Origin of the sequence: Kushneria indalinina DSM 14324, from assembly GCF_003385845.1 — a bacterium.
Classification (GTDB): domain Bacteria; phylum Pseudomonadota; class Gammaproteobacteria; order Pseudomonadales; family Halomonadaceae; genus Kushneria; species Kushneria indalinina.
Genome location: NZ_QRDJ01000006.1, coordinates 1,209,482 through 1,230,416, shown reverse-complemented (window position 1 = coordinate 1,230,416; position 20,935 = coordinate 1,209,482). Strand labels below are relative to the sequence as shown.

Here is a 20,935-nt window from a genome sequence, read left to right as displayed (position 1 = left end):
GAAGTCAAGCGTACTCACTCTGTGACTAGGCTTTCCCGAGCATGACGGACCCCGATGACAGTGAGGTGACGGGCTGTTTAAAAGGGCTCGATCGTTGATGGGCAGTGACGGGTAATTCAATGAGCCCAACAGGGCAGGCAGGTCGCCTTGTCAGGCGTTACAAATGACGCTTGATCGCCGTCGAATCGACATCTCATGGTCGGTAAAAACGATCGGCGAAAGGTGTTCTGGATAGGCAAAAAGTGTTCTGGATAAACAAGAGATGTTCTGGATAGGCGAGGGGTTTCTGGGCAGGGAGAAGTGCTCGGGCCAGGGAAAGGCGATCAGGGAAGGGATCGCCAGCTTGGGATGTCATGCTGGCGATCATCGGTCAGGAAGGTGTCAGGGACTAGAGATCCTCTTCGGTGACATCCTCGGCTGACAGTCGCAGCCCGCTTGCAGGCAGCGGGTGATTATCAAGCCTGGGGCCATCCGACGTCAGTTTGAGACGACCCTGCATGAACCAGCGCACCGTCATCGGGTAGATCACATGTTCGCGTGTGAGTACCCGCTCGGCCAGTGCCGCCTCGTCATCTTCGGGGGCCACACTTACTGCGGCCTGGACCACGACAGGGCCGCCATCCAGTTCGTCGGTGACGAAATGAACGCTGGCGCCATGCTCCTTCACGTTATCGGCAAGTGCGCGGGCATGCGTATTCAGACCCCGATACTCCGGCAGCAGTGAGGGGTGAATGTTGAGCATGCGGCCGTGATAGCGCTGTGCAAAAGCCGGCGTCAGGATGCGCATGAAGCCGGCCAGCACGATCAGATCCGGCGCATGGCGATCAATGACCTTGACCAGGGCCGCGTCGAAGGCCTCGCGGGAGTCATACTCGTGATGGGGCAGCACCACGGCCGGAATCCCCGCTTCACGAGCGCGTACCAGGCCGTAGGCATCGCCCCGATTGGAGATGACGGCGGCAATTTCGCCGCCCAGCTCGTCATGGGCTTCGGCATCGATCAGTGCCTGCAGATTGCTGCCGCTTCCCGAGATCAGGACCACCAGCCGTTGCCGATCGGGCTGTTCGAACTGGCTTTCCTGCTCGGCGGTTTCGTTATCGGACATGAGGGTTCCTGCTCAATTACTGACGTGCATTTTCAAGTGCAACGCTTGGCTGTGTCTCGTCCGAGCGGCTGACATACCCCAGTCGATAGACGGTTTCGCCCGTGCTTTCCAGAAAGGTCTCGGCCTGTTCGGCCTGTGCCGCGGGCACTACCACGACCATGCCGATGCCGCAGTTGAGCACGCGATGCATCTCGGTCTCATCGATGTTGCCTTCACGCTGCAGCCAGTCAAAGACGGCCGGACGTGGCCAGGCCTGTGTATCGAGATGGACGCTGGTGTGTTCCGGCAGCACGCGGGGGATATTTTCGAGCAGTCCGCCCCCGGTAATGTGAGAGAGCGCATGCACGGCAATATCGCTGTCATGCAGCATGGCCAGCAGCGATTTAACGTAGATACGGGTCGGCGCCATCAGCGCCTCGTGCAGGGTCTGACCATCTTCCAGCGGTGTGTCGGGTCTGGCGCCGCTGCGCTCGAGCACGCGGCGAATCAGCGAGTAGCCATTGGAGTGCGGGCCGCTGGAAGCCAGCCCCAGGACCACGTCACCCTCGCCAACCTTTGACCCGTCAAGAATTTCCGACTTTTCAACGATGCCGACGCAAAATCCGGCCAGATCGTAATCGGAGCCCTCATACATGCCCGGCATTTCAGCCGTTTCACCGCCCACCAGGGCGCATCCTGCCTGGCGACACCCCTCACCGATACCCGTGACCACATCGGCGGCCATCTCGACATTCAGTTTGCCGGTGGCGTAGTAGTCGAGAAAGAACAGCGGCTCGGCACCGGCGACCACCAGGTCGTTGACGCACATGGCCACCAGATCGATGCCGATGGTGTCGTGACGACCCAGGTCCATGGCCAGTCTCAGCTTGGTGCCGACGCCGTCGGTGCCCGATACCAGCACCGGCTCGCGATAGCCGCTGGGGAGCTGACACAGCGCGCCAAAACCGCCGAGCCCGCCCATCACTTCCGGTCGCATTGTACTTTTGGCGACATGCTTGATGCGTTCGACCAGCGCATTGCCGGCGTCGATATCAACACCGGCATCCTTGTAGGAGAGGGAGTCACGAGACGAAGGCTCGGTCATGTTGGGGTCCTGTCACTGAAAATGAGACGGGGTTCCGGCCGGGGCCAGAGCGATAATCAAGAAGGGCAGCATTGTACCATCGGCCATGGTCGATCGCATCGCAACTGCAGGGCCTGATGACCCGGATATGAACAGGCTGCCCCGAGTCATCGGGTTCATGATAATGTGACCGCTGTTCCCCTTGTTTTGAGCATGGACGCCGTAATGAGTCCGGATACCCTACAGCTTCCGCTAGGTGTTGGTGCGCGCGATGACGCCACGTTTGCCAGCTTCTGGCCCGGTGCCAATGCAAGCCTTGTCACCCATCTGCGTCATCAGCTTGATGATGGCGGCGAGCAGTTTATCTATCTCTGGGGCGCCTCCGGCAGCGGACGCAGCCACCTGCTTCAGGCCGCCTGTCTTGAAACGAGCGACCGCGGCGCCAGAGCGCTGTATCTGCCACTGGATGATCTGGGGCACTTTCCGCCGCACATGCTTGAGGATCTCGAGGCGCTGGATCTGATCGCCATTGATGATCTGGAGCGCGTCATCGGGCGAAAGCGCTGGGAAGAGGCCCTTTTTCACTGTTTCAACCGGCTCAGGGATGCCAACTGCCGGCTGGTGATTGCCGCTCAGGCGGCACCCCGAGCGCTGCCCGTGGTGCTGCCGGATCTGGCGTCACGGCTGGGATGGGGGATGACCTTTCATCTACAGCCGCTGAGTGATCAGGACCGACTGGAAGTGCTGCGACTGCGAGCGCATCAGCGTGGCATGCAGTTACCCGATGAAGTGGCCCGCTACCTGCTGCATCGCGGGCCGCGGCGGCTGGGCGACATGCTGGCGCTTCTGACCCGACTTGATAGCGCCTCGCTGTCAGCGCAGCGTCGATTGACCATCCCCTTCGTCAAGCAGGCGCTGGACTGGTAAATCACCATTACTGATCTGTATCAGGAAAAACTGGCAGTTCCGGTCAGGCGATCTATACTGGAAATCAACACTTCTGGTTTCCTGTTCACCGCCCACTTCCCCGGGCGGTTTTTTATTGTCTGAAATATGCGATTGTCTGAAACATACGCGCCGCGCAGGTCTCGGGTCGCCACGAGGACCAGAGGTTTAACACAGACCTGACGCTGCGATGCAAAAAAACCGGCTCCCAAGGGAACCGGTTTTTTAATCACCGTGGTACTGGCTGGTAATCAGCGGCGTGTGACCAGCGCGCCCAGTACAAAGCCAACGGTTGCGGCAATTGCCAGTGCGCCTACCGGCTGCTTGACCGTGAACTCACGAGCAGTGTCGACGGCTTCGCCATACTGGGACTGCACCTGGCCTGCGGCGCTGCGCAGCTTGCCTTCGGTGCGGTGCTCGTTGTCATCGGTAAAGTCACCATAGGCTTCCTGCGCCTTGCCTACTGCGTTTTTGGTTTCGCCTTCGATCTGATTCTTGAACATGGTGTCCTGACTCCGATGGGTGAATAAACCTTGTACTTTCTTAAATCTATCTCATGTTAGCGGTTACGCCAGGATTATCTTCATTTCGGCACAACAAAATTGTCACATGGCGAAAGCTCGACAGGGGCGCTCAAGAATAATGCACCACCTGATCCCCGGCAGCCCTCAGGGCGCCAATAGATAGTCACTGCGGCGGCTGTCGTGGCCGTCATGAAAGGGCGCAACAGCACGTGCGACATCTCTCGCCACCGGCCCTGGCACGCTGATAACATGGATACATGAACAGTACTCCTGCCTCTACAGCGGTCCATGATGCGCCGCTTTTGACCGTTGCGGATTCCCTGCGCGATCCGCGCTATTACCTGGTCAATTTTGAAAACGTGCTGACCTGGGTCAGCGAGCGCTATAACGATCTGCTTGATGATGACGAGCGTGACTTCATCACGCGCTTTCAGGGCCTGCCCGTGGCGTCAAAAGCGCTGCTGGTACGCATGGTGATGCGTAAGGGCGAGCATTTTCGCCTCGATCGGCTCAACTACGACGAGATCGGCGACATCGACGCGGCACTGGCACCGCTGATCGAGCAGGGTCTGGTCGACAATAGCCCCTGTCTGACCCTTGATCGCCTTTTTGATCTCTTCACGCGTGACGAGCTGGTGGGTCTGTTTCGTGACCATCTGCCCAGACCCCGCGATCGCAAGGCGTTGTTAAAGGAAGCGCTGGCGCCAACGTTTGATCAGGCGTTGGTACCAGAGGCCTGGGCGGCGGCGGCCGGTCGGGCCATGGTGGCCGACGTCGTTTGCCTGACCGTCATGCCGGTATGCGAACGGCTGCGGCTGATGTTTTTTGGCAACCTGCGCCAGCAGTTTTCCGAATTCGTGCTGGCGGATCAGGGCATCTATCGATTTGAAGTGGTGCCTTTCACGCCCGATTCCCGGGCATTCCAGTCCCGAGCGGATATCGAGCGCTACTGGCAGATTCATGACTGTCGAGAGCGCTTCGAAGCCGGCGGCGACATGGATGAGGTGCTGGCGGCACTGCCCGAGTGCATCGGTGACAGTGTCTGGCTGGAGGCGCGCCGGGGCCGGGTCATCCATGCCATCGCCCGCCACTGCGAGCGCCAGGGTGAACTCGTGCGGGCTGCTGAGCTTTACGGCCACAGTGGCCAAGCGGAGGCGCGCATTCGCCGTATTCGGGTGCTGGAGCGTCTCGGTGAGCATCAGCCGGCACTGGCCCTGTGCACTGCGGCGCAACACGCGCCAGCCAGCGAGGCCGAGCGTCAACAGGCAGCGCGCATTCAGCCGCGGCTGCATCGCGCGCTGGGCATGGCAAAACCATTGAGTCAGGCGGACGCGCCGGTCAGGCGCTGTGATCTGGCCCTGCCACGAAGTGGATCCGTGGAGCGCACCGTCCGTGAGCACCTGGATTCGCCGGAAGCGCCGGTCTTCTACGTTGAAAACACGCTGATCAACGCGCTGTTTGGGCTGCTCTGCTGGGAAGCCATCTTTGCCCCGCTGCCGGGGGCTTTCTTTCATCCGTTCCAGAGCGGCCCTGCTGATCTGATGCGCCCGGAGTTTTATTTGCAGCGCGAACAACTCTTTCAGCGCTGTCTGGCTCGGCTCGAGGAGGGCACCTGGCGTGAGACCATCCAGCAGCGTTACCGGGAAAAGCAGGGCATCCAGTCACCCTTCGTGCACTGGGGCGCACTGGATGATGAGCTGCTGTCGCTGGCGCTTGAGTGCCTGCCGCCGGCGCATCTACGCGCTTGGTTCGAGCGGCTACTGACCGATATCCGCGCCAATCGCGCTGGCATGCCGGATCTCATCCGCTTTTACCCGCAGGCGCCCGAGGGCACATCGCGCTATGAGATGATCGAGGTCAAGGGGCCGGGTGATCGACTGCAGGACAATCAGAAGCGCTGGATTGCCTTTTGCGCCCGCCATGACATGCCGGTCACGGTCTGCCATGTGCGCTGGCAAAGTGAGGAGGGCGCGTCTTGAGCACGGCACCCGCGATAACCGCGCCGACGGATGTCGAGTCACCGCGCTATCGCGTGGCGGTGCGCGCGCTGTGTGAGTTTACCGCCCGCACGGGCGATCTTGACCTGCGATTTACGCCGGCCCCCACCGCGCAGCAGGGCATTGCCGGCCATCAGGTGGTGGCCTCGCGCCGGGGTGAGCATTACGAGCATGAGGTCACGCTGGAAGGCCAATATGGTGCGCTGGTCGTGCGGGGCCGCGCCGATGGCTATGACCCGGTGCGTCAGCGGCTGGAGGAGGTCAAGACCCGGCGGGGTGACATTGAGGCCATGCCGGCCAATCAGCGCGCGCTGCACTGGGCGCAGGCGAAGGTCTATGCCGCGCTGATGTGCCGTGAGCGCGGACTTGAAAGTCTGGAAGTCGCGCTGGTCTATTTCGATATCGAGCAGCAGCGCGAAACCGTTCTTGTTGAGACCATGGACCGCCACGCGCTGGAGGCCTTCTTTATAGTGCAGTGCGAGCGTTTCATCGACTGGGCCGAGCAGGAACTTGCCCATGAGGCGGCGCGCGCGCAGCGGCTTGCGCAGCTTGAGTTTCCGCACGCCGATTTCCGCCCCGGTCAGCGGGCGCTGGCCGAAAGCGTCTTCAAGGCGATCAGTACCCGGCGCGATCTGATGCTGCAGGCGCCGACCGGTATCGGCAAGACGCTGGGTACCCTGTTCCCCGCGCTCAAGGCGATGCCGGGCCAGCAGCTCGATCGCCTGTTCTTTCTCACCGCGCGCACCACCGGGCGCCGGTTGGCGCTTGAAGCGCTGACCACGCTGGGTATGGCAGAGGCCTGCGAAGAGGGCGCCGGTTCCAGCGTTCGAACGCTGGAGCTGATCGCGCGTGACAAGGCCTGCGAGCATCCGGACCTGGCCTGTCACGGCGACAGCTGTCCACTGGCGAGCGGTTTTTATGATCGGCTGCCCGAGGCGCGCCAGGCCGCGGTGGACAAGGGCTGGCTGGACCACGCCGGGCTCAAAGAGGTCGCCCTGGCCCATCGGGTGTGCCCCTACTACCTCGGGCAGGAGATGGCGCACTGGTGTGATGTTGTGATCGGCGATGTCAATTACTGGTTCGATACCAGCGCCATGCTCTATGCCATGGCCCGGCAGCACCAGTGGCGGGTCAGCGTGCTCATTGATGAGGCGCACAATCTCGTCGAGCGCGGGCGGGCCATGTATGGCGCCGAGTTTGATCAGGGCCGTTTTGCCCCGGCCCGGCGCGACGCACCGCCTGCACTCAAGCGACCGCTGGATCGGCTCTGGCGCCAGTGGAAGGCGCTGCTGCGTGAACATGACGGCAATTACGTCTGTCTGGAAGCGCCGCCGCGCAAGCTCTTCAACGCGCTGTCGCAGTTCGTGACGGCCGTCGGTGATCTGATGGTCGAGACGCCTGTCGGTCTTGAGAGCGCACTGCTGGAGGCGTGGTTTGATGCCATGCAGATCGTGCGTATCGCGGAACTCGCCGGTGAATGCGACCCTGACCACTATCTCTTTGATATCGAACGCCGCGGCAAAAGCGCCACGCTGTCGCTGCGCAATGTGGTACCGGCGCCGCTGCTGGCGGCGCGTTTCGAGGCCGCCCACTCGGCCATTTTGTTTTCTGCCACGCTGTCGCCGGGCCATTACTACCGTGATCAGCTCGGGCTTGCGCCCTCGACGCCCTGGCTCGAGATGGCCTCACCCTTTACCGGCGGGCAGCTCGAGGTGCATCTGGCCGGGCATATCTCCACGCGCTACCGCGACCGAGCCGCGTCCCTTGCGCCCATCGCGGCGCTGATGGCCGATCAGTTTTATCAGCGCCCCGGCAACTATCTGGCCTTTTTCAGCAGCTTTGACTATCTCGAGCAGGTCAGGGAGGCGCTGGCCGAACACGCGCCTGATGTGCCGCAGTGGTCACAGGCGCGGCGCATGTCGGAGCCTGAGCGAGACGCCTTTCTGGCGCGCTTTACGCTGGACGGGCAGGGCATCGGCTTTGCCGTGCTGGGCGGCATTTTCGGCGAGGGCATTGATCTCCCCGGCGAGCGGTTGATCGGCGCCTTTGTCGCCACGCTCGGGCTTGCGCAGTTCAATCCGGTCAACGAGCAGATGAAGGCCCGCATGGAGACGCTATTCGGTGATGGCTATCGCTACGCCTATCTGTATCCGGGCATCACGCGCGTGGTGCAGGCGGCCGGCCGTGTGATCCGCTCGCCCGAGGACCGGGGCGTCATTCATCTCATTGATGATCGTTTCCGACGCGGCGAGATTCAGGCGCTGCTGCCGAGCTGGTGGGCGCTGCCATCTGCCGATCGATCAAACGATCTCTCCGGATAGGGCCTGTGTTCATTGAAAAGGAACCTCTCAAGGCCCACTTAAGAACACACTGTTCGTTTCGATCCGGCATACGGCCTGTGCCCCTTGCGGGGTGGCAGAGCGAGATCAACGGGCCGTGTCAGGTCGACTGCGCTACGCTCAACAGCATATTGGTTCATGACATGACACATCGCGGTCACTCGACCTGCGGTGTCGTCCGGCACTCCGGGATACTCACATGGCACGGTTAAATCATTACAGCAAGGCGGATCACGCCATCGACTGGCAGCTCGATAGCGTGGTGCACGAGCTCAGGGGCGCACGCGAGCAGTGGCGTGCCGATCACGGCCGCACCAACGAGTCGGGCGGGCGCAGCCTGCCGTCGCGCGAGATCATCAATGAGGTGGTCGACGCCGTCATCGGGGCCGTGTTCCCCATGCGTCTGGGCCCCTCCAATTTGCGTCATCACAGCGAAGACTACTTTGTCGGCTATACGCTGGATGCCGCACTCAATGCACTGCTCGATCAGGTCCTGCTCGAGCTGGATCACACCGCCATGCGTCGCGGTGAAGCCCCGGAGGATCACTCCGATCAGGCCGTGGCCATCGTGCGTGACTTCGGCGCCATGCTGCCGACCATTCGCCACTGGCTGGATATCGATATCATGGCCGCCTATCGCGGCGACCCGGCGGCGCGCAGCGTTGATGAAGTGCTTTTGTGCTATCCGGGCATCACCGCCATTATCTATCACCGGCTGGCGCACCAGCTCTATTCGACCGGCGCACCGCTGCTGGCCCGCATGGTGTCCGAGGCAGCGCACTCGGCCACGGGGATCGATATCCACCCCGGCGCCAGTATCGGTTCGGGCTTTTTCATTGACCACGGTACCGGCGTGGTCATCGGGGAGACCGCCATCATCGGTGACCGGGTGCGGATCTATCAGGCGGTTACGCTGGGCGCCAAGCGCTTCCCGGCCGATGAAAGCGGCCAGCTGGAGAAGGGGCATGCCCGCCACCCGATCGTGGAAAACGACGTGGTCATCTATGCCGGTGCCACCATTCTTGGCCGTGTCACCATCGGCCATGACTCGATCATTGGCGGCAATGTGTGGCTGACCCGAAGCGTCGAGCCGCACAGCAACGTCTCTCAGGCCAGTCTGCAGAAGTCGCCCTGCTAGGCACGGTCTCCTGCTAGGCACAGTCTCCAACGGGCAGCCGCGTCAGACCCGGTCGCGCGATCGAGGTGTGACGTCTATACTTTCGCCCTTGTGGTACGGAAATGAGGCAGCCCGGTCCGGCGACGCGATGTCAGTTCGAGCCCGTTTTGACCTGGGGCTTGGCTTTGGACTCCAAAGCCCTCATATCCGTACTGACCACGGCAGCAGGACGCAGCGCTGGTGGAACATTTGGTCGCCAGCATGGCTGGCGTCGTAATAACACTTTCTGGAAATGAAGTGAGGTTGGGATATGGATATCGTCAGAATTATTTTTGCCATTTTGCTGCCACCGGTAGGCGTGTTTCTTCAGGTGGGTCTGGGACTGCAGTTCTGGGTGAATATCCTGCTGACCCTTCTGGGTTATATTCCCGGTATTATCCACGCCATCTGGATTATCGCGCGTCGTTAATGCCTGCTCACCATTGGGTGAGATGCTGATTGTTGAAAGGGAAGGCCCATCAGGGCCTTCCCTTTTTTATTGATGGGGCCGAAGAAATGACGCTTATGGCGGCGGCAGGCTGGCGGGTTCCCGCCTGAGCGTATGTCCTACATATAAAGTCCTATGACACATTGTATAGTGGTGGGATAGATATGATGTATGACAAATTTAGCCCCGGCCATGCCGTTCCCATTCGTGCGGCTTCCCCTATTCGGCAGGCGGCAAATCTTTGATAACCCGCTGCAACCCCCTGACATGGCTACCTTCTGCCCAGCGTAACGGGAACAGCGCTGTTCGGCGAAATGCTTGATGACTTATTGCCAGGAGAGCATGCCATGTCCATCAGATCTTACCTGAATCCTGTTCATTGCCTTCAGGCCGCCGCCGTTGTCGGCGTGCTGGCCGCCATGACAACGCCGGCCCAGGCCGATAACTGGCGGGGCTGGAACGTCCATCCGCCAGGCTATCCCAACAGTGAAGCGCTCGACAGCTTCGTCAAGGATGTGACCGAGAAGACCGACGGGCGCGTCAATGCGAAGATCTTTCACAATGGTGTTCTGGGTGATCAGCCCGATGCCATCGAGCAGACCCGCAGCGGCGCGCTGAACTTTGCCAACTTCAACATGGGCCCGATGGGGCCGATCGTGCCGGAAACCAACGTGCTGTCGCTGCCGTTTCTGTTCAAGGACATCGACGCCATGCACCACGTCATGGACGGTGAGATCGGCGAGCGGTTTGCCGAAGCGCTGGAAAGGAAAAATCTGGTAGCGCTGTCCTGGTTCGATTCCGGCTCTCGCAGCGTCTACAACACCAAGCGCCCCATCAATGAGCCCGAGGACATGAAGGGGCTCAAGGTTCGCGTCATGAACAATGATCTCTACGTGGAGATGATTGATGCCCTGGGCGGTAACGCCACGCCCATGGCCTATGGTGAGGTGTATCAGTCGCTCAAGACCGGCGTGCTCGATGGTGCCGAAAACAACTTCCCCTCCTTTGAGTCCAGTGGCCATAACGAGGTCGCGAAATATTTCTCTGAAACCGAGCACCTGATCCTGCCCGAGTGCGTGTGTATCGCCAAGGCGAGCTGGGAAAAGCTCTCGGAGGAGGATCAGGGCATCGTGCGCCAGGCCGCACTTGATGCCGCAACGCTGCAGCGAAAGCTCTGGGCGGAAGGCTCCAAAAAGAGCCGTGAAGAAGTCATCGCTGCCGGTGTCGAGATCAACGAAGTGGACAAGCCGGCTTTCCAGACCCGAATGGAGCCGATCTACGCCGCCTTCATCGAACAACATCCCGATCTTGAGCCCTTGCTCAACGACGTTCGCAACGCGCAGTAAAACAACAACAGCGAAAGGCACGCCTCGAGGTGAGGCGTGCCCGGGAGTATCCCCACCATGAATAGCTCTACCGATCAGATCGAAGACATACCGCAGGAGCATCCGAGCACAGGCGTCGCAGGACGCATTCTCGATGGGCTTGCCCATCTGTGCATCATGGTCTCCGGCGCGCTGCTGGTATTTCTGATCGCCTCGTTTGGCTGGCTGGTCTATGGCCGTTATGTGCTCAACAACACACCGACCTGGGTGGAGCAGTCCTCGCTGCTCATCGTGGTGTATATCACCTGTCTGGGCGCCGCGGCCGGCGTGCGCCACAACACGCATCTGAGCATCGACATGGTGCGCGAGGCGCTGCCGGCGATCCCCAGAGCGATCATGTGCCATCTCGCCGATCTCTTCGTTCTGGTTTTCGGTGGTTTCATGGCCTGGCAGGGTACCAATCTGGTGCTGGACAACATGACCCGAGCGATTCCCATGATCGGGCTGACGGAGAGCTGGCGGGCAGCGCCTCTGGCCATTTGCGGTGGACTGATGGTGCTGTTTGCCGGTGCCAATATCGTCGAGCGCCTTACCCATAAAACAAGGGTGTAAACAGCATGGGTCTGATGATCTTGTTTGGTGTGTTCTTTATCGGGCTGGTAATCGGGGCGCCGGTGGCCTTTGCCGTGGGGCTGGCCGCCGTCGTGACCTTTCTCTACGAGGGACTGCCGCTCTTTGTCGGCTTTCAGCGCATTCTCTCGGGGATCTCCGTTTTCTCGCTGCTGGCGATTCCGTTTTTTATCTTCGCCGGCGAGCTGATGCTCCATGGCGGTATTTCCGATCGACTGGTACGGCTGGCTTCGGCGGCGGTGGGGCGCGTGCGCGGCGGTCTGGGGCTGGTCAATGTCAGCTCCTCAATGCTGTTTGGCGGGATCTCCGGTTCGGCCGTGGCCGATACCTCGGCGCTGGGTTCGATCCTGATTCCGGTCATGAAGGAGAAAGGCTACGACGCCGATTACGCCGTCAATGTCACGGTAACGTCCTCGATTGCCGGCGTGGTCATTCCCCCCAGCCACAACATGATCCTCTACGCTGTCGCGGCCGGCGGCGGCATCTCGGTGACCCAGCTGTTCATGGCCGGTGTCGTGCCGGGCATTCTGATGTGTGTGGCGCTGGCGGTGGCGGCCTATGTGGTGGCCGTCAAGCGGGGCTATCCGGCCGAGACCTTCCCGGGCTGGCGGGTACTGTTGATTAGTCTGGTGGCAGCGCTGCCCGGTCTCATGACGGCGATCATCATTGTCGGCGGGGTGCTCTCCGGTATTCTGACCGTGACCGAGTCGGGCGCCTTCGGTGCCATCTACGCCATCGTGGTGACGGCGCTGGTCTATCGCGAGCTGCGCTGGGACAACTTCAAGAAAGCGGTCTATCAGTCGGTGCGCACCACCTCGCTGGTAATGATTCTGGTCGGCTGTGCCTCGGCGTTCTCCTGGCTGCTGGCGCTTTACAGCGTGCCGGAGCTTCTGACCGATCTGTTGCTGAATATCTCCGATAACCCGCTCGTGATTCTCTTGATGCTCAACGTGACCCTGCTGGGGCTGGGCATGATCATGGACATGGCGGCGCTGATTTTGATCTGCACGCCGATCTTTCTGCCGATCGCCATGCAGTTCGGCATGGATCCGATACAGTTTGGCGTCGTCATGATGATCAACCTGGGCATGGGGCTTTGCACGCCACCGGTTGGGGCCTGTCTGTTCGTGGGCAGCGTCATTGGCAAGATCAAGATGGAGCAGGCCGTGCGCACCATCTGGCCGTTCTATCTGGCGCTGTTTGCCGTGCTGATGCTGGTGACCTACGTCCCCATGGTCTCCATGTGGCTGCCGGGCCTGATCGAATAGCCCTTTGATGTTTCGACCATAAAACCGCGACGACAAAAAAGAGGCTTTTCAAAAGCCTCTTTTTTGTCGAACGTTTTTCGTCGTGCCGATGTGATCAGGACTCGAGCGCTACCGAATCTCCCGGGGTCACCTGCTGGCCGTTGACGAACAGTGCGCGCCGGTCATCGGTGGGCAGCTCGATGCGCAGCCTGTCATGGGCGGGGCGGTAGTGACCCTGCGTTTGCCAGTTCAGGTGAATGGTTTTTTCGTCGCAAGCCAGTTCCAGCGTCATGACCAGCGTGCCCGGGCCCTGATCGAGATGGCTTTCGCCGTCGTCCTCAAAGATCGTGACGGTGCGCTGACCCTTTCGGGTAAAGGGATAGAGTCGCAACGCGCGGGCCGTGTCGCGTTCGGCATCGACATGGGCGATGCGCTCGGAGGTGGGAATGACACTGCCGGCACGGACAAAAATCGGCATGTGCTCCAGCGGGGCGTCCACCGTAACGGTGGTACCGGGCGCGAAGTGTTGGTCCCCCTCGAAGGTGTACCAGCCCTCGTGATTGTCCGGCAGGTAGAGCGTGCGGCTGCGCGCGTCCGGTTCGATGACCGTGGCGACCAGCAGATCCCGGCCGAGCAGAAACTCATCGTTTTCCTCAAACGTTGTCGTATCGTGCTCATGATCCAGAAAGGTCGGGCGGATCATCGGCTCGTGATCGACATGGGCCTGCCACAGCAGGGTGTAGAGATAGGGCAGCAGGCGATAGCGCAGCTCGATGGCCTGGCGTATGGCATCCACGGCCTCCGGGTACATCCAGGGCTCGTTGACCGTACCATCGTCATTCCATGAATGAATGGTAAAGCGCGGATGCATGACGCCATTTTGCACCCAGCGGATAAAGAGTTCGGCATCCGGGCGCGGGCCGGCAAAGCCGCCGACATCGTGACCGATATTGGAGATGCCGCTCAGCGCCAGGCCCAGCCCCATGCGCTGGTTGTAGCGCAGCGTGCGCCATTCGGTGCGGTTATCGCCGGTCCAGGTCTGGGCATAGCGCTGCAGCCCCGGTCCGCCCGAGCGGGTAATCAGAAACGGACGCTTGTCCGGCGCGTGGCGCGCCTGGGCGTCATGAGAGGCCCGTACCATGAGCAGCGACAGCACCGGCTTGCCGACCGAGGCGGTTAGCGGTGTGCCAAAGCCTGCCAGGCGCGCCTGCTGATCGATGATCTGGAACTCGTTGTTGTCGTTCCAGCTGCTGTCCACACCCATCTCGAGCAGCTGCGTCGTGAGATTGTCCTGCCACCACTGCTGGGTGGCCGGGTTGGTGAAATCCAGATGGGAACCATCGGCGTCCCAGAAGGGCGAGATTTCCGGCGTGCCGGTATCGGAATCGGCGACGAAAAGACCCTGGTCGGCGACATCGTCATAGGCCGGATGGTCTGTGAGCAGACAGGGCTTGATATTGGCGATCACCCGCATCCCGGCGTCATGGAAGCGCTTCACCATGGCCTGGGGCGACGGTACCTTGTCACGGTTCCAGGTAAAGACGTAGCGCTTGGCACCGATCGAGGAGTAGCCCGAGGAGAGCTGGAACGAGTCGCAGGGAATGGCGTGCTGCTGGCACAGATCAACAAACTCGCCAAGCCGCTCCTGGGCATTGGGCGCGTCGGTGTAGTGCATGGTCGAGCCCGAATAACCCAGCGACCATTTCGGGCCGAAGGCGACCCCGCCGGTGAGCCGGGTAAAGCCCTTGACCACATCAAGGATGTCGGGTCCGAGCAGAAACCACATGTCGAGATCGCCGTCCTCGGCGCGAAACGCTCGATAGGGCGGGTGATAGTTATCAAGCTCGTTGCCCAGATCAAATCGCGAGGTCGATAGATTGTCGTAAAAGAGGCCATAGGACAGGCCCTCGGCCGTGCGGGTAATCGTAAAGGGGATGTGTTTGTAGAGTGGGTCGGTGCGATCGGCGCGATAGCCCATGGCGTCCAGGGTTCGCATTTCAAAGTGCCGGCCGGAGCGTTCCAGATCGCCGCTTTTCTCGCCCAGTCCGTAGTAGCGCTCATCACTGCTGCGCGTCATGTAATGCTCGACGCCCAGACCGTGACGCGCAACCGCGATGCCGCCGGTGGGTCGATCGCGGGCCACGGTAATCCACTGGCTCTGATAGCGAATCGACCACTCCAGCCGCAGGGGGCGGTGTACGGTCAGGCGCAGGTTCTCCATCTCGATGACAAGGCCATCAGCGGTCTCCTCCCAGCGCCACTGCGGTGTCTCGAACCCGTCGCTCGAGAGGCGATGGCGCCCCTCGCGGGGGAGATCACCCAGCGGGTCGATCGACCAGGTATTGGCCGGGCGCGGTTGTTCGGGGCGGTAGACGAAGACACGAACGAGATTGGCCGCCAGCGGGAAAAGCACCATATGGTGCTTGCCGGTCTCGAGGATGAGGCGATCTGCCATGACCTCATGAAGTGACCAGTCGGACAGAAAGCGCATGTGGACCTCGTTAATTCAAAAGCAGATTGGGCAGCGCAAGGCTGATCTGAGGGATATAGGTAATTGCCAGCAGCAGCGCGAACAGCATTAAAAACATCGGCAGCAGCGGTCGAACCACACTGCTGATCGGCACACCGGCAATCGAGCTTCCCACAAAAAGGGCGCTTCCCACAGGGGGCGTGCAGATGCCGATACACAGATTGAAGGTCAACACCACGCCGAAATGGACGGGGTCCATACCGAACTGGGTGACGATGGGCAAAAAGATTGGCGTGAAAATCAACAGCGCCGGCGTGATGTCCATGAACATGCCGATGCACAGAATCACCAGGTTGATCAGCAGCAAAATGACCAGCGGATTATCGGAAAGACCCAGCAGCAAATCGGAAAGTTGCTGTGGAATGCTTTCAAGCGACATGGACCAGGACATGGCGCCGGAAACGGCAATCAGCGGCAGTACGATGGCTGTGGTCATGGCCGCATCCAGCACGATATTTGGCAGGGTGCGAAAGGACACGGTGCGATAGACAACCATGGTCAGGATCAGCGTATACACCACCGCAATGGCCGACGCTTCGGTCGCTGTAAAAACGCCCGTGATGATGCCGCCAATCACGATCACCATCAGCAGTACCGAGGGGATGGCATGCAAGAGCGTGGTCACGACGTCCTGGCCGGTGGGGCGTGGAGAGGTCGGATAGCCGCGGCGTTTGGCAATGATACCGGCGACCACCATCAGGCCAAGACCCATTAAAAGCCCCGGTAGATAGCCGGCCACGAACAGCGCCGCAATCGACGTACCACCGGAAACCAGCGAGTAGACAATGAAGGTGGAACTGGGGGGAATGAGAAGCCCGGCCGGGCTGGACGCGATATTGACGGCTGCGGCATAGCCGGGGTCGTAGCCCTCGCGCTTTTGAAGCGGGGTCATGACGCTGCCGACGGCAGCACAGGAGGCCACGGCCGAGCCCGAAATGGAGCCAAACAGCATGTTGGCCACCACGTTGCAGTGGGCCAGGCCGCCCGGCAGACGCCCCACGATCAGCCTTGCCAGGTCAATCAGGCGGATGGCGATACCGCCGTGATTCATCAGGCTGCCGGCCAGGATGAAAAACGGAATCGCCAGCAGCGTAAAGCTGTCCAGCCCTGCCAGCATGCGCTGGGCCACCACATAGGCGCTGGTCTCCAGCGGGAAGGTGGTGCACAGCGTGGCCATTGATGCCAGGCCAAGGGCATAAATGATGGGCAACCCCAGCGCCATCAGAAGAAAGAACACCCCGAACAGGATGGCGGCTTCGATCACCATGATGTGTCATCTTCCTTGTGTTGATTCGGCGCATCTTTTGAGCCGGCAAGACGAAGCATCTGCAGGCAGGCATGGAAGACGATAAAGGCCCCGGACAACGGCAGGGCCAGATAGATCCAGCCCATGTGCCACCCCAGCATGGGCGTGGTCTGTTCGGTCGAAAGCGTGGTCATGACCAGGCTCCCACCGCCATAAAGCATGATGTAGCCGGCAAAAAACAAAACCAGCAGCTGCAGGAAAAACAGAAGCCACCGCCTTGTGGGCCAGGGCAGTGCGTCGGGAAGCAGGTCAATGGAAAGATGGCGCATCCTGCCCGAGGCGTAGGCCGCGCCCATAAGCCCCAGCCAGATCAGGGCAAAGCGGGCCATTTCATCGGTGGCAGTGGTGGGGGAATCGGTAAGATATCGGCTGCCGACCTGAACGGTGACCACCAGGACCAGCAGGAAAAAAAGGCAGATCAGCATGATGCCCAGAAGACGATCAAGAAAGGAGGATACCCTGTTCAGTGCGAGAAAAAACCCCTGAGAAAAGGGCATCAGGTCTTCTCCATGTATGATGTATGACCTCGGCTGATCAGACGCAGCATGTCGGGATATGTCACGGGCATCAACCTGGACATTGGTCGCTTTGACGGCGGCGACATTGACTGATTAGCTTTCGAACCATCATGGCACTATTTCAGGAGTCCGGCCGCGTGATCAATCGTCGTAAATTCTGCACGCTGACGGCTGGAGCCCTGCTTTTAGGCAAAATGACGCCTTCCTGGGCGGCACAATCGGGGTCGCATGAATTACGTTTGAGTCACAATCTGACCACCGATCACTCCGTGCACAAGGCCATGACCATGATGGGGGAGCGCGTGGCCGAACTGACCAATGGGGCCGTGAGGGTGCGCATTTATCCCGGGGCACAGCTGGGAACGCAGCGCGAATCCGTCGAGCTGGTACAACGCGGCATTCTGGACATGGCCAAAACCAATGCCAGCGAGCTGGAAGCCTTTGACCCCGTTTATTCCGTCCTGAATGTGCCTTACCTGTTCACCAGCCGGGATCACTTCTATCAGACGATGACCGGCGACATCGGTCGAAAAATCTTTCAGGCCTCGCGCAGCAGAGGATTCGAGGGCGTTACCTTTTATGATTCCGGCGCGCGCAGCTTTTATGCCACCCGTCCGATCAGAACCCCTGATGATCTCTACAACATGAAGGTTCGGGTTCAGCCCAGTGCCACGGCGATTGCCATGACGCAGTTGCTGCGCGCGAGCCCGACCCCCTTGTCCTTCGGTGAGCTGTATACCGCCCTGCAGCAGGGCGTCGTTGACGCTGCCGAGAATAACCCCACGGCGCTGGTCACGGCTCGGCACGGCGAAGTTGCCAGGTTTTTCACGCTTGATGAGCACACGCGGGTGCCCGACATGCTGGTCATTTCCACGGCAACGCTCGAGCGCCTGTCGAGTGCGCACCGCGACGCGCTCTATCAGGCGGCGCATGAATCAATGATATTTCAAAAGGGCGTCTGGGAAAACGCGAGCGAACAGGCGGTCGCCACGGCAAAAGCCGAGATGGGCGTCGAATTCATTGACGTCGACCAGGCCCTGTTTGCCGACAGAACCCGGCCGCTTCGTAATGAAATCGCCTCACAGTCGGCGCAGTCTGAAAAAGTGATTCAGGACATCGAGCGTCTGTCGGTGTAAGTGCTGTGCTTTTGGCGCGAGCGCCCGAACGGCAGGGCAGGCGTCGGGTCATGGCGTACTGAACCGGGGAGCCGTTTCCGGCGTTCGTCTATTAATCTCTCAAAGGAGAATACCGTGCTCAATCGTCTTCTGGTAACCGGTGCCGCCGGCGGGCTGGGTCAGGCCCTGCGCCCGCATCTGTCGCGGCTGGCCCGTCATGTGCGACTGTCCGATATCGTCGAGCTGGAAAAAAACGAGGATAACGAAGAGGTCGTGCGCTGTGAGCTCTCCGACGCCGACGCTGTCAGTGAACTGGTGCGTGACTGTGACGGCATTGTGCATCTGGGCGGCATCTCGGTGGAAAGCCCCTGGCAGAGCATTTTGCAGGCCAACATCATCGGCACCTACAACCTGTATGAAGCCGCCAGACACCACGGCCGCCCGCGGGTTGTGTTTGCCAGCTCCAATCACACCATCGGCTACTATCCGCGCACGACCTTTATCGATACCGACTCCCCGCGCCGGCCCGATTCGCTCTATGGGGTCTCCAAATGCTTTGGCGAGGATCTCGCCAGCCTTTACTACCACAAGTTCAACGTCGAAACCCTCAACGTGCGGATCGGCTCCTGCTTTCCCAAGCCGGCCGATACCCGAATGCTGGCCACCTGGATGAGCGTGGAGGACTTCGTGGCGCTGCTGGAGCGGGCGTTTGTGGCGCCGAAGCTGGGCTGCACGGTGATCTATGGGGTTTCGGACAACAGCGAGCGCTGGTGGGACAACCGCAAATCCTCGTTTCTGGGCTGGGTGCCAAAGGACAGCTCCGAGCCGTGGCGCGCGGAAACCGAAGCGGCGGCCGGCGAGATCGACCCCGATGATCCGACGGTGGTCTACCAGGGAGGCAAATTCGCCAGTACCGGCCATCCTGACGATTGATGTAATGCCTGTCGGATGCCTTTTTCAAAGGGCCGGCGCCCGATGAGGGTGTCGGGCGCCTCCTTCAAGCCTGCCTGTGGGGCAGGCTTTTTCATGGGCGTTTTTGACCACGGCTGCTTTTTTCCATCGCCCCGATGTTCGCATCGAGCCGGGTCGAGCGCCTGTGTCCAAAGTTCAATGGACCAAGGTCGCGTAGTTCAGAAAGTATGATGTATGACACCCTGGCAACCGTATCTGTTGGTTGAGGCTTCCAGGCATCAATGCTGCAACAGAGGTGTTGTCAGACCCACCGCACACGGTCAATCAAGGCTTCAGGAGGGGGCCGTGATGGGCGCGTGCAGTAACTGACAAGTCGACATCCAGCTAGAGTTTCATCCACCAGGGAGCTGCCATGGCGCTACATACCGAGACACCCACCATCGTATCCATGCGGGTCATTCCCGTGGCCGGGCGTGACAGCATGCTGCTCAACGTGGGCGGCGCTCACTCCCCGTTCTTTACCCGCAATATCCTGATTCTGGAAGACAGCGCCGGGCGCGTCGGCGTTGGGGAAGCCCCTGGTGGCGAGACCATTCAGCGCTCGCTCGAGCAGGCACGCCAGGTCGTGGAAGGCCAGTCGCTGGGCAAGCTGCGCTCGATGGTGTCGTCACTTGCGGCCAGCGGTCAGCGTGCTGACTTCAACGACTTCGGCAAGGGCGCCTGGACCTTTGAGCTGCGCGTCAATGCCGTGGCAGCGCTTGAGGCGGCGCTGCTGGACCTGATGGGCCAGCATCTGGGCGTGCCGGTGGCCGAACTTCTGGGCGAGGGCAAGCGCCGCGACAGCGTCGAGGTGCTGGGCTATCTCTTTTTCGTCGGTGACGGTGACAAAACGCCGCTGGACTATCGCCAGTCAACGCCTGATCAGTCGCACGACTGGTATCGCCAGCGTGACATGGCCGCCATGACGCCCGAGCGCATTGTGGAAATGGCCCAGGCCGCCCAGGACCGTTACGGCTTTCGCGACTTCAAGCTCAAGGGCGGTGTGCTGCCCGGCGAGCAGGAAATCGAGGCCGTCACGGCGCTGTCGAAAGCCTTTCCCGAAGCGCGTACCACCATCGACCCCAACGGCGCCTGGTCCCTGCGGGAGGCGATTCGCCTGTGCAAGGACCTTCACGGCGTGCTCGCCTATGCCGAGGACCCCTGCGGCGCCGAAGAGGGTTTCTCCGGTCGCGAGATTCTCGCGGAATTTCGTCATGCCACCGGGCTGCCGGTTGCAACCAACATGGTGGCCACCAACTGGCGGGAGATGGCCCACGCCCTGATGCTGCGCAGCGTGGACATCCCGCTGGCGGACCCGCACTTCTGGACGCTCTCTGGCGCTGTGCGAGTGTCCCAGCTCTGTGCCGACCACGGCATGACCTGGGGCTCGCACTCCAACAACCACTTCGACATTTCGCTGGCCATGTTCGCCCAGGTGGGCGCAGCGGCTGTCGGATCGGTGTCGGCGCTGGACACCCACTGGATCTGGCAGGAAGGCGATGCACGCCTGACTCGTGAGTCCCCCGAGATCATCGATGGCCATGTGGCGGTTACCGATGCGCCCGGGCTGGGTATCGAGCTCGACATGGAGGCGATCGAGAAGGCCAATGCGCTCTATCGCGCCCTGCCGGCCGGCGCGCGCAATGACGCCATGGCCATGCAGTACCTGATTGACGGCTGGACGTTCGACCCCAAGCGCCCGGCTCTGGTGCGCTGACTACCGTCTGAACACGACA

At 60.8% G+C, this 20,935-nt stretch carries 17 protein-coding genes; 11 read left to right on the top strand and 6 right to left on the bottom strand.

Annotation, left to right across the window (positions count from 1 at the left end; genetic code table 11):
• Positions 1 to 388: 388 nt before the first annotated feature.
• Both purN and purM read right to left on the bottom strand, forming a co-directional pair.
• Positions 389 to 1,105, bottom strand: coding sequence for a phosphoribosylglycinamide formyltransferase (gene purN, locus C8D72_RS05775; RefSeq protein ID WP_115853386.1), 717 nt, complete (start codon positions 1,103 to 1,105; stop codon positions 389 to 391).
• Between the two features lie 16 nt (positions 1,106 to 1,121).
• Positions 1,122 to 2,189, bottom strand: a complete 1,068-nt coding sequence (gene purM / locus C8D72_RS05770; RefSeq protein ID WP_115853385.1) for a phosphoribosylformylglycinamidine cyclo-ligase — start codon at positions 2,187 to 2,189, stop codon at positions 1,122 to 1,124.
• 204 nt (positions 2,190 to 2,393) lie between these two features.
• On the opposite strand from purM, the gene hda reads away from it, so the two are divergent.
• Entirely contained in the window at positions 2,394 to 3,095 is a 702-nt protein-coding gene (gene hda, locus C8D72_RS05765) for a DnaA regulatory inactivator Hda (RefSeq protein WP_115853384.1), read from the top strand.
• A 269-nt stretch (positions 3,096 to 3,364) separates the two neighbouring features.
• On the opposite strand, the gene C8D72_RS05760 is transcribed toward hda, so the two are convergent.
• Positions 3,365 to 3,616: a CsbD family protein gene (locus C8D72_RS05760; protein ID WP_115853383.1), complete on the bottom strand. Its 252-nt coding sequence runs from the start codon at positions 3,614 to 3,616 to the stop codon at positions 3,365 to 3,367.
• 278 nt (positions 3,617 to 3,894) lie between these two features.
• Here C8D72_RS05760 and C8D72_RS05755 point away from each other — a divergent pair, with 278 nt between their 5' ends.
• The 7 genes from C8D72_RS05755 (at position 3,895) to C8D72_RS05725 (ending at position 12,800) form a co-directional block, all read left to right on the top strand.
• Positions 3,895 to 5,616 (top strand): VRR-NUC domain-containing protein, encoded by a 1,722-nt coding sequence (locus C8D72_RS05755; RefSeq protein WP_115853382.1) that lies wholly within the window; start codon positions 3,895 to 3,897, stop codon positions 5,614 to 5,616.
• Positions 5,613 to 7,955: an ATP-dependent DNA helicase gene (locus C8D72_RS05750; protein ID WP_245955159.1), complete on the top strand. Its 2,343-nt coding sequence runs from the start codon at positions 5,613 to 5,615 to the stop codon at positions 7,953 to 7,955. The genes C8D72_RS05755 and C8D72_RS05750 overlap by 4 nt, the downstream gene beginning before the upstream one ends.
• 217 nt (positions 7,956 to 8,172) lie before the next feature.
• On the top strand, positions 8,173 to 9,111 hold the full coding sequence (epsC, locus tag C8D72_RS05745; RefSeq protein WP_115853381.1) for a serine O-acetyltransferase EpsC: 939 nt from the start codon (positions 8,173 to 8,175) through the stop codon (positions 9,109 to 9,111).
• Positions 9,112 to 9,400: 289 nt separating this feature from the next.
• Positions 9,401 to 9,559 carry a YqaE/Pmp3 family membrane protein gene (locus C8D72_RS05740; protein ID WP_108843789.1) on the top strand — a complete coding sequence of 53 codons (159 nt, stop codon included), beginning with the start codon at positions 9,401 to 9,403 and terminating at the stop codon, positions 9,557 to 9,559.
• 365 nt (positions 9,560 to 9,924) lie between these two features.
• A complete protein-coding gene (locus C8D72_RS05735; protein ID WP_115853380.1) occupies positions 9,925 to 10,923 on the top strand; it encodes a TRAP transporter substrate-binding protein in 999 nt (332 codons plus the stop codon).
• 57 nt (positions 10,924 to 10,980) lie between these two features.
• On the top strand, positions 10,981 to 11,514 hold the full coding sequence (locus C8D72_RS05730; protein ID WP_115853379.1) for a TRAP transporter small permease: 534 nt from the start codon (positions 10,981 to 10,983) through the stop codon (positions 11,512 to 11,514).
• 5 nt (positions 11,515 to 11,519) lie between these two features.
• The gene (locus C8D72_RS05725; RefSeq protein WP_115853378.1) at positions 11,520 to 12,800 is read left to right on the top strand and encodes a TRAP transporter large permease; all 1,281 of its coding nucleotides are present in this window, start codon (positions 11,520 to 11,522) and stop codon (positions 12,798 to 12,800) included.
• Between the two features lie 94 nt (positions 12,801 to 12,894).
• Here C8D72_RS05725 and C8D72_RS05720 read toward each other — a convergent pair whose 3' ends face one another.
• Genes C8D72_RS05720 through C8D72_RS05710 form a run of 3 tightly spaced genes read right to left on the bottom strand, consistent with a single transcriptional unit; the run spans position 12,895 to position 17,112 of the window.
• Positions 12,895 to 15,270 (bottom strand): glycoside hydrolase family 31 protein, encoded by a 2,376-nt coding sequence (locus C8D72_RS05720; protein WP_115853377.1) that lies wholly within the window; start codon positions 15,268 to 15,270, stop codon positions 12,895 to 12,897.
• A 10-nt stretch (positions 15,271 to 15,280) separates the two neighbouring features.
• Positions 15,281 to 16,576 (bottom strand): TRAP transporter large permease, encoded by a 1,296-nt coding sequence (locus tag C8D72_RS05715; RefSeq protein WP_115853376.1) that lies wholly within the window; start codon positions 16,574 to 16,576, stop codon positions 15,281 to 15,283.
• Positions 16,570 to 17,112 (bottom strand): TRAP transporter small permease, encoded by a 543-nt coding sequence (locus C8D72_RS05710; protein ID WP_115853375.1) that lies wholly within the window; start codon positions 17,110 to 17,112, stop codon positions 16,570 to 16,572. Before C8D72_RS05710 ends, C8D72_RS05715 begins: the two co-directional genes overlap by 7 nt.
• A 260-nt stretch (positions 17,113 to 17,372) precedes the next feature.
• Here C8D72_RS05710 and C8D72_RS05705 point away from each other — a divergent pair, with 260 nt between their 5' ends.
• The 3 genes from C8D72_RS05705 (at position 17,373) to C8D72_RS05695 (ending at position 20,916) form a co-directional block, all read left to right on the top strand.
• The gene (locus C8D72_RS05705) at positions 17,373 to 18,269 is read left to right on the top strand and encodes a TRAP transporter substrate-binding protein (RefSeq protein WP_245955158.1); all 897 of its coding nucleotides are present in this window, start codon (positions 17,373 to 17,375) and stop codon (positions 18,267 to 18,269) included.
• 114 nt (positions 18,270 to 18,383) lie between these two features.
• Complete coding sequence (locus tag C8D72_RS05700; protein ID WP_115853373.1) at positions 18,384 to 19,181, top strand: NAD-dependent epimerase/dehydratase family protein; 798 nt, start codon at positions 18,384 to 18,386, stop codon at positions 19,179 to 19,181.
• Positions 19,182 to 19,572: 391 nt separating this feature from the next.
• The gene (locus tag C8D72_RS05695; protein WP_115853372.1) at positions 19,573 to 20,916 is read left to right on the top strand and encodes an enolase C-terminal domain-like protein; all 1,344 of its coding nucleotides are present in this window, start codon (positions 19,573 to 19,575) and stop codon (positions 20,914 to 20,916) included.
• Positions 20,917 to 20,935: the final 19 nt, after the last annotated feature.

Bases quoted from the DNA above. Each gene is read 5' to 3' on its own strand.
- C8D72_RS05760 (WP_115853383.1), bottom strand. From the start codon at position 3,616: ATGTTCAAGAATCAGATCGAAGGCGAAACCAAAAACGCAGTAGGCAAG.
- C8D72_RS05715 (WP_115853376.1), bottom strand. From the start codon at position 16,576: ATGGTGATCGAAGCCGCCATCCTGTTCGGGGTGTTCTTTCTTCTGATG.
- C8D72_RS05725 (WP_115853378.1), top strand. From the start codon at position 11,520: ATGGGTCTGATGATCTTGTTTGGTGTGTTCTTTATCGGGCTGGTAATC.
- C8D72_RS05695 (WP_115853372.1), top strand. From the start codon at position 19,573: ATGGCGCTACATACCGAGACACCCACCATCGTATCCATGCGGGTCATT.
- C8D72_RS05735 (WP_115853380.1), top strand. From the start codon at position 9,925: ATGTCCATCAGATCTTACCTGAATCCTGTTCATTGCCTTCAGGCCGCC.
- purM (WP_115853385.1), bottom strand. From the start codon at position 2,189: ATGACCGAGCCTTCGTCTCGTGACTCCCTCTCCTACAAGGATGCCGGT.
- C8D72_RS05740 (WP_108843789.1), top strand. From the start codon at position 9,401: ATGGATATCGTCAGAATTATTTTTGCCATTTTGCTGCCACCGGTAGGC.
- epsC (WP_115853381.1), top strand. From the start codon at position 8,173: ATGGCACGGTTAAATCATTACAGCAAGGCGGATCACGCCATCGACTGG.
- C8D72_RS05720 (WP_115853377.1), bottom strand. From the start codon at position 15,270: ATGCGCTTTCTGTCCGACTGGTCACTTCATGAGGTCATGGCAGATCGC.
- C8D72_RS05710 (WP_115853375.1), bottom strand. From the start codon at position 17,112: ATGCCCTTTTCTCAGGGGTTTTTTCTCGCACTGAACAGGGTATCCTCC.
- hda (WP_115853384.1), top strand. From the start codon at position 2,394: ATGAGTCCGGATACCCTACAGCTTCCGCTAGGTGTTGGTGCGCGCGAT.
- purN (WP_115853386.1), bottom strand. From the start codon at position 1,105: ATGTCCGATAACGAAACCGCCGAGCAGGAAAGCCAGTTCGAACAGCCC.
- C8D72_RS05730 (WP_115853379.1), top strand. From the start codon at position 10,981: ATGAATAGCTCTACCGATCAGATCGAAGACATACCGCAGGAGCATCCG.
- C8D72_RS05755 (WP_115853382.1), top strand. From the start codon at position 3,895: ATGAACAGTACTCCTGCCTCTACAGCGGTCCATGATGCGCCGCTTTTG.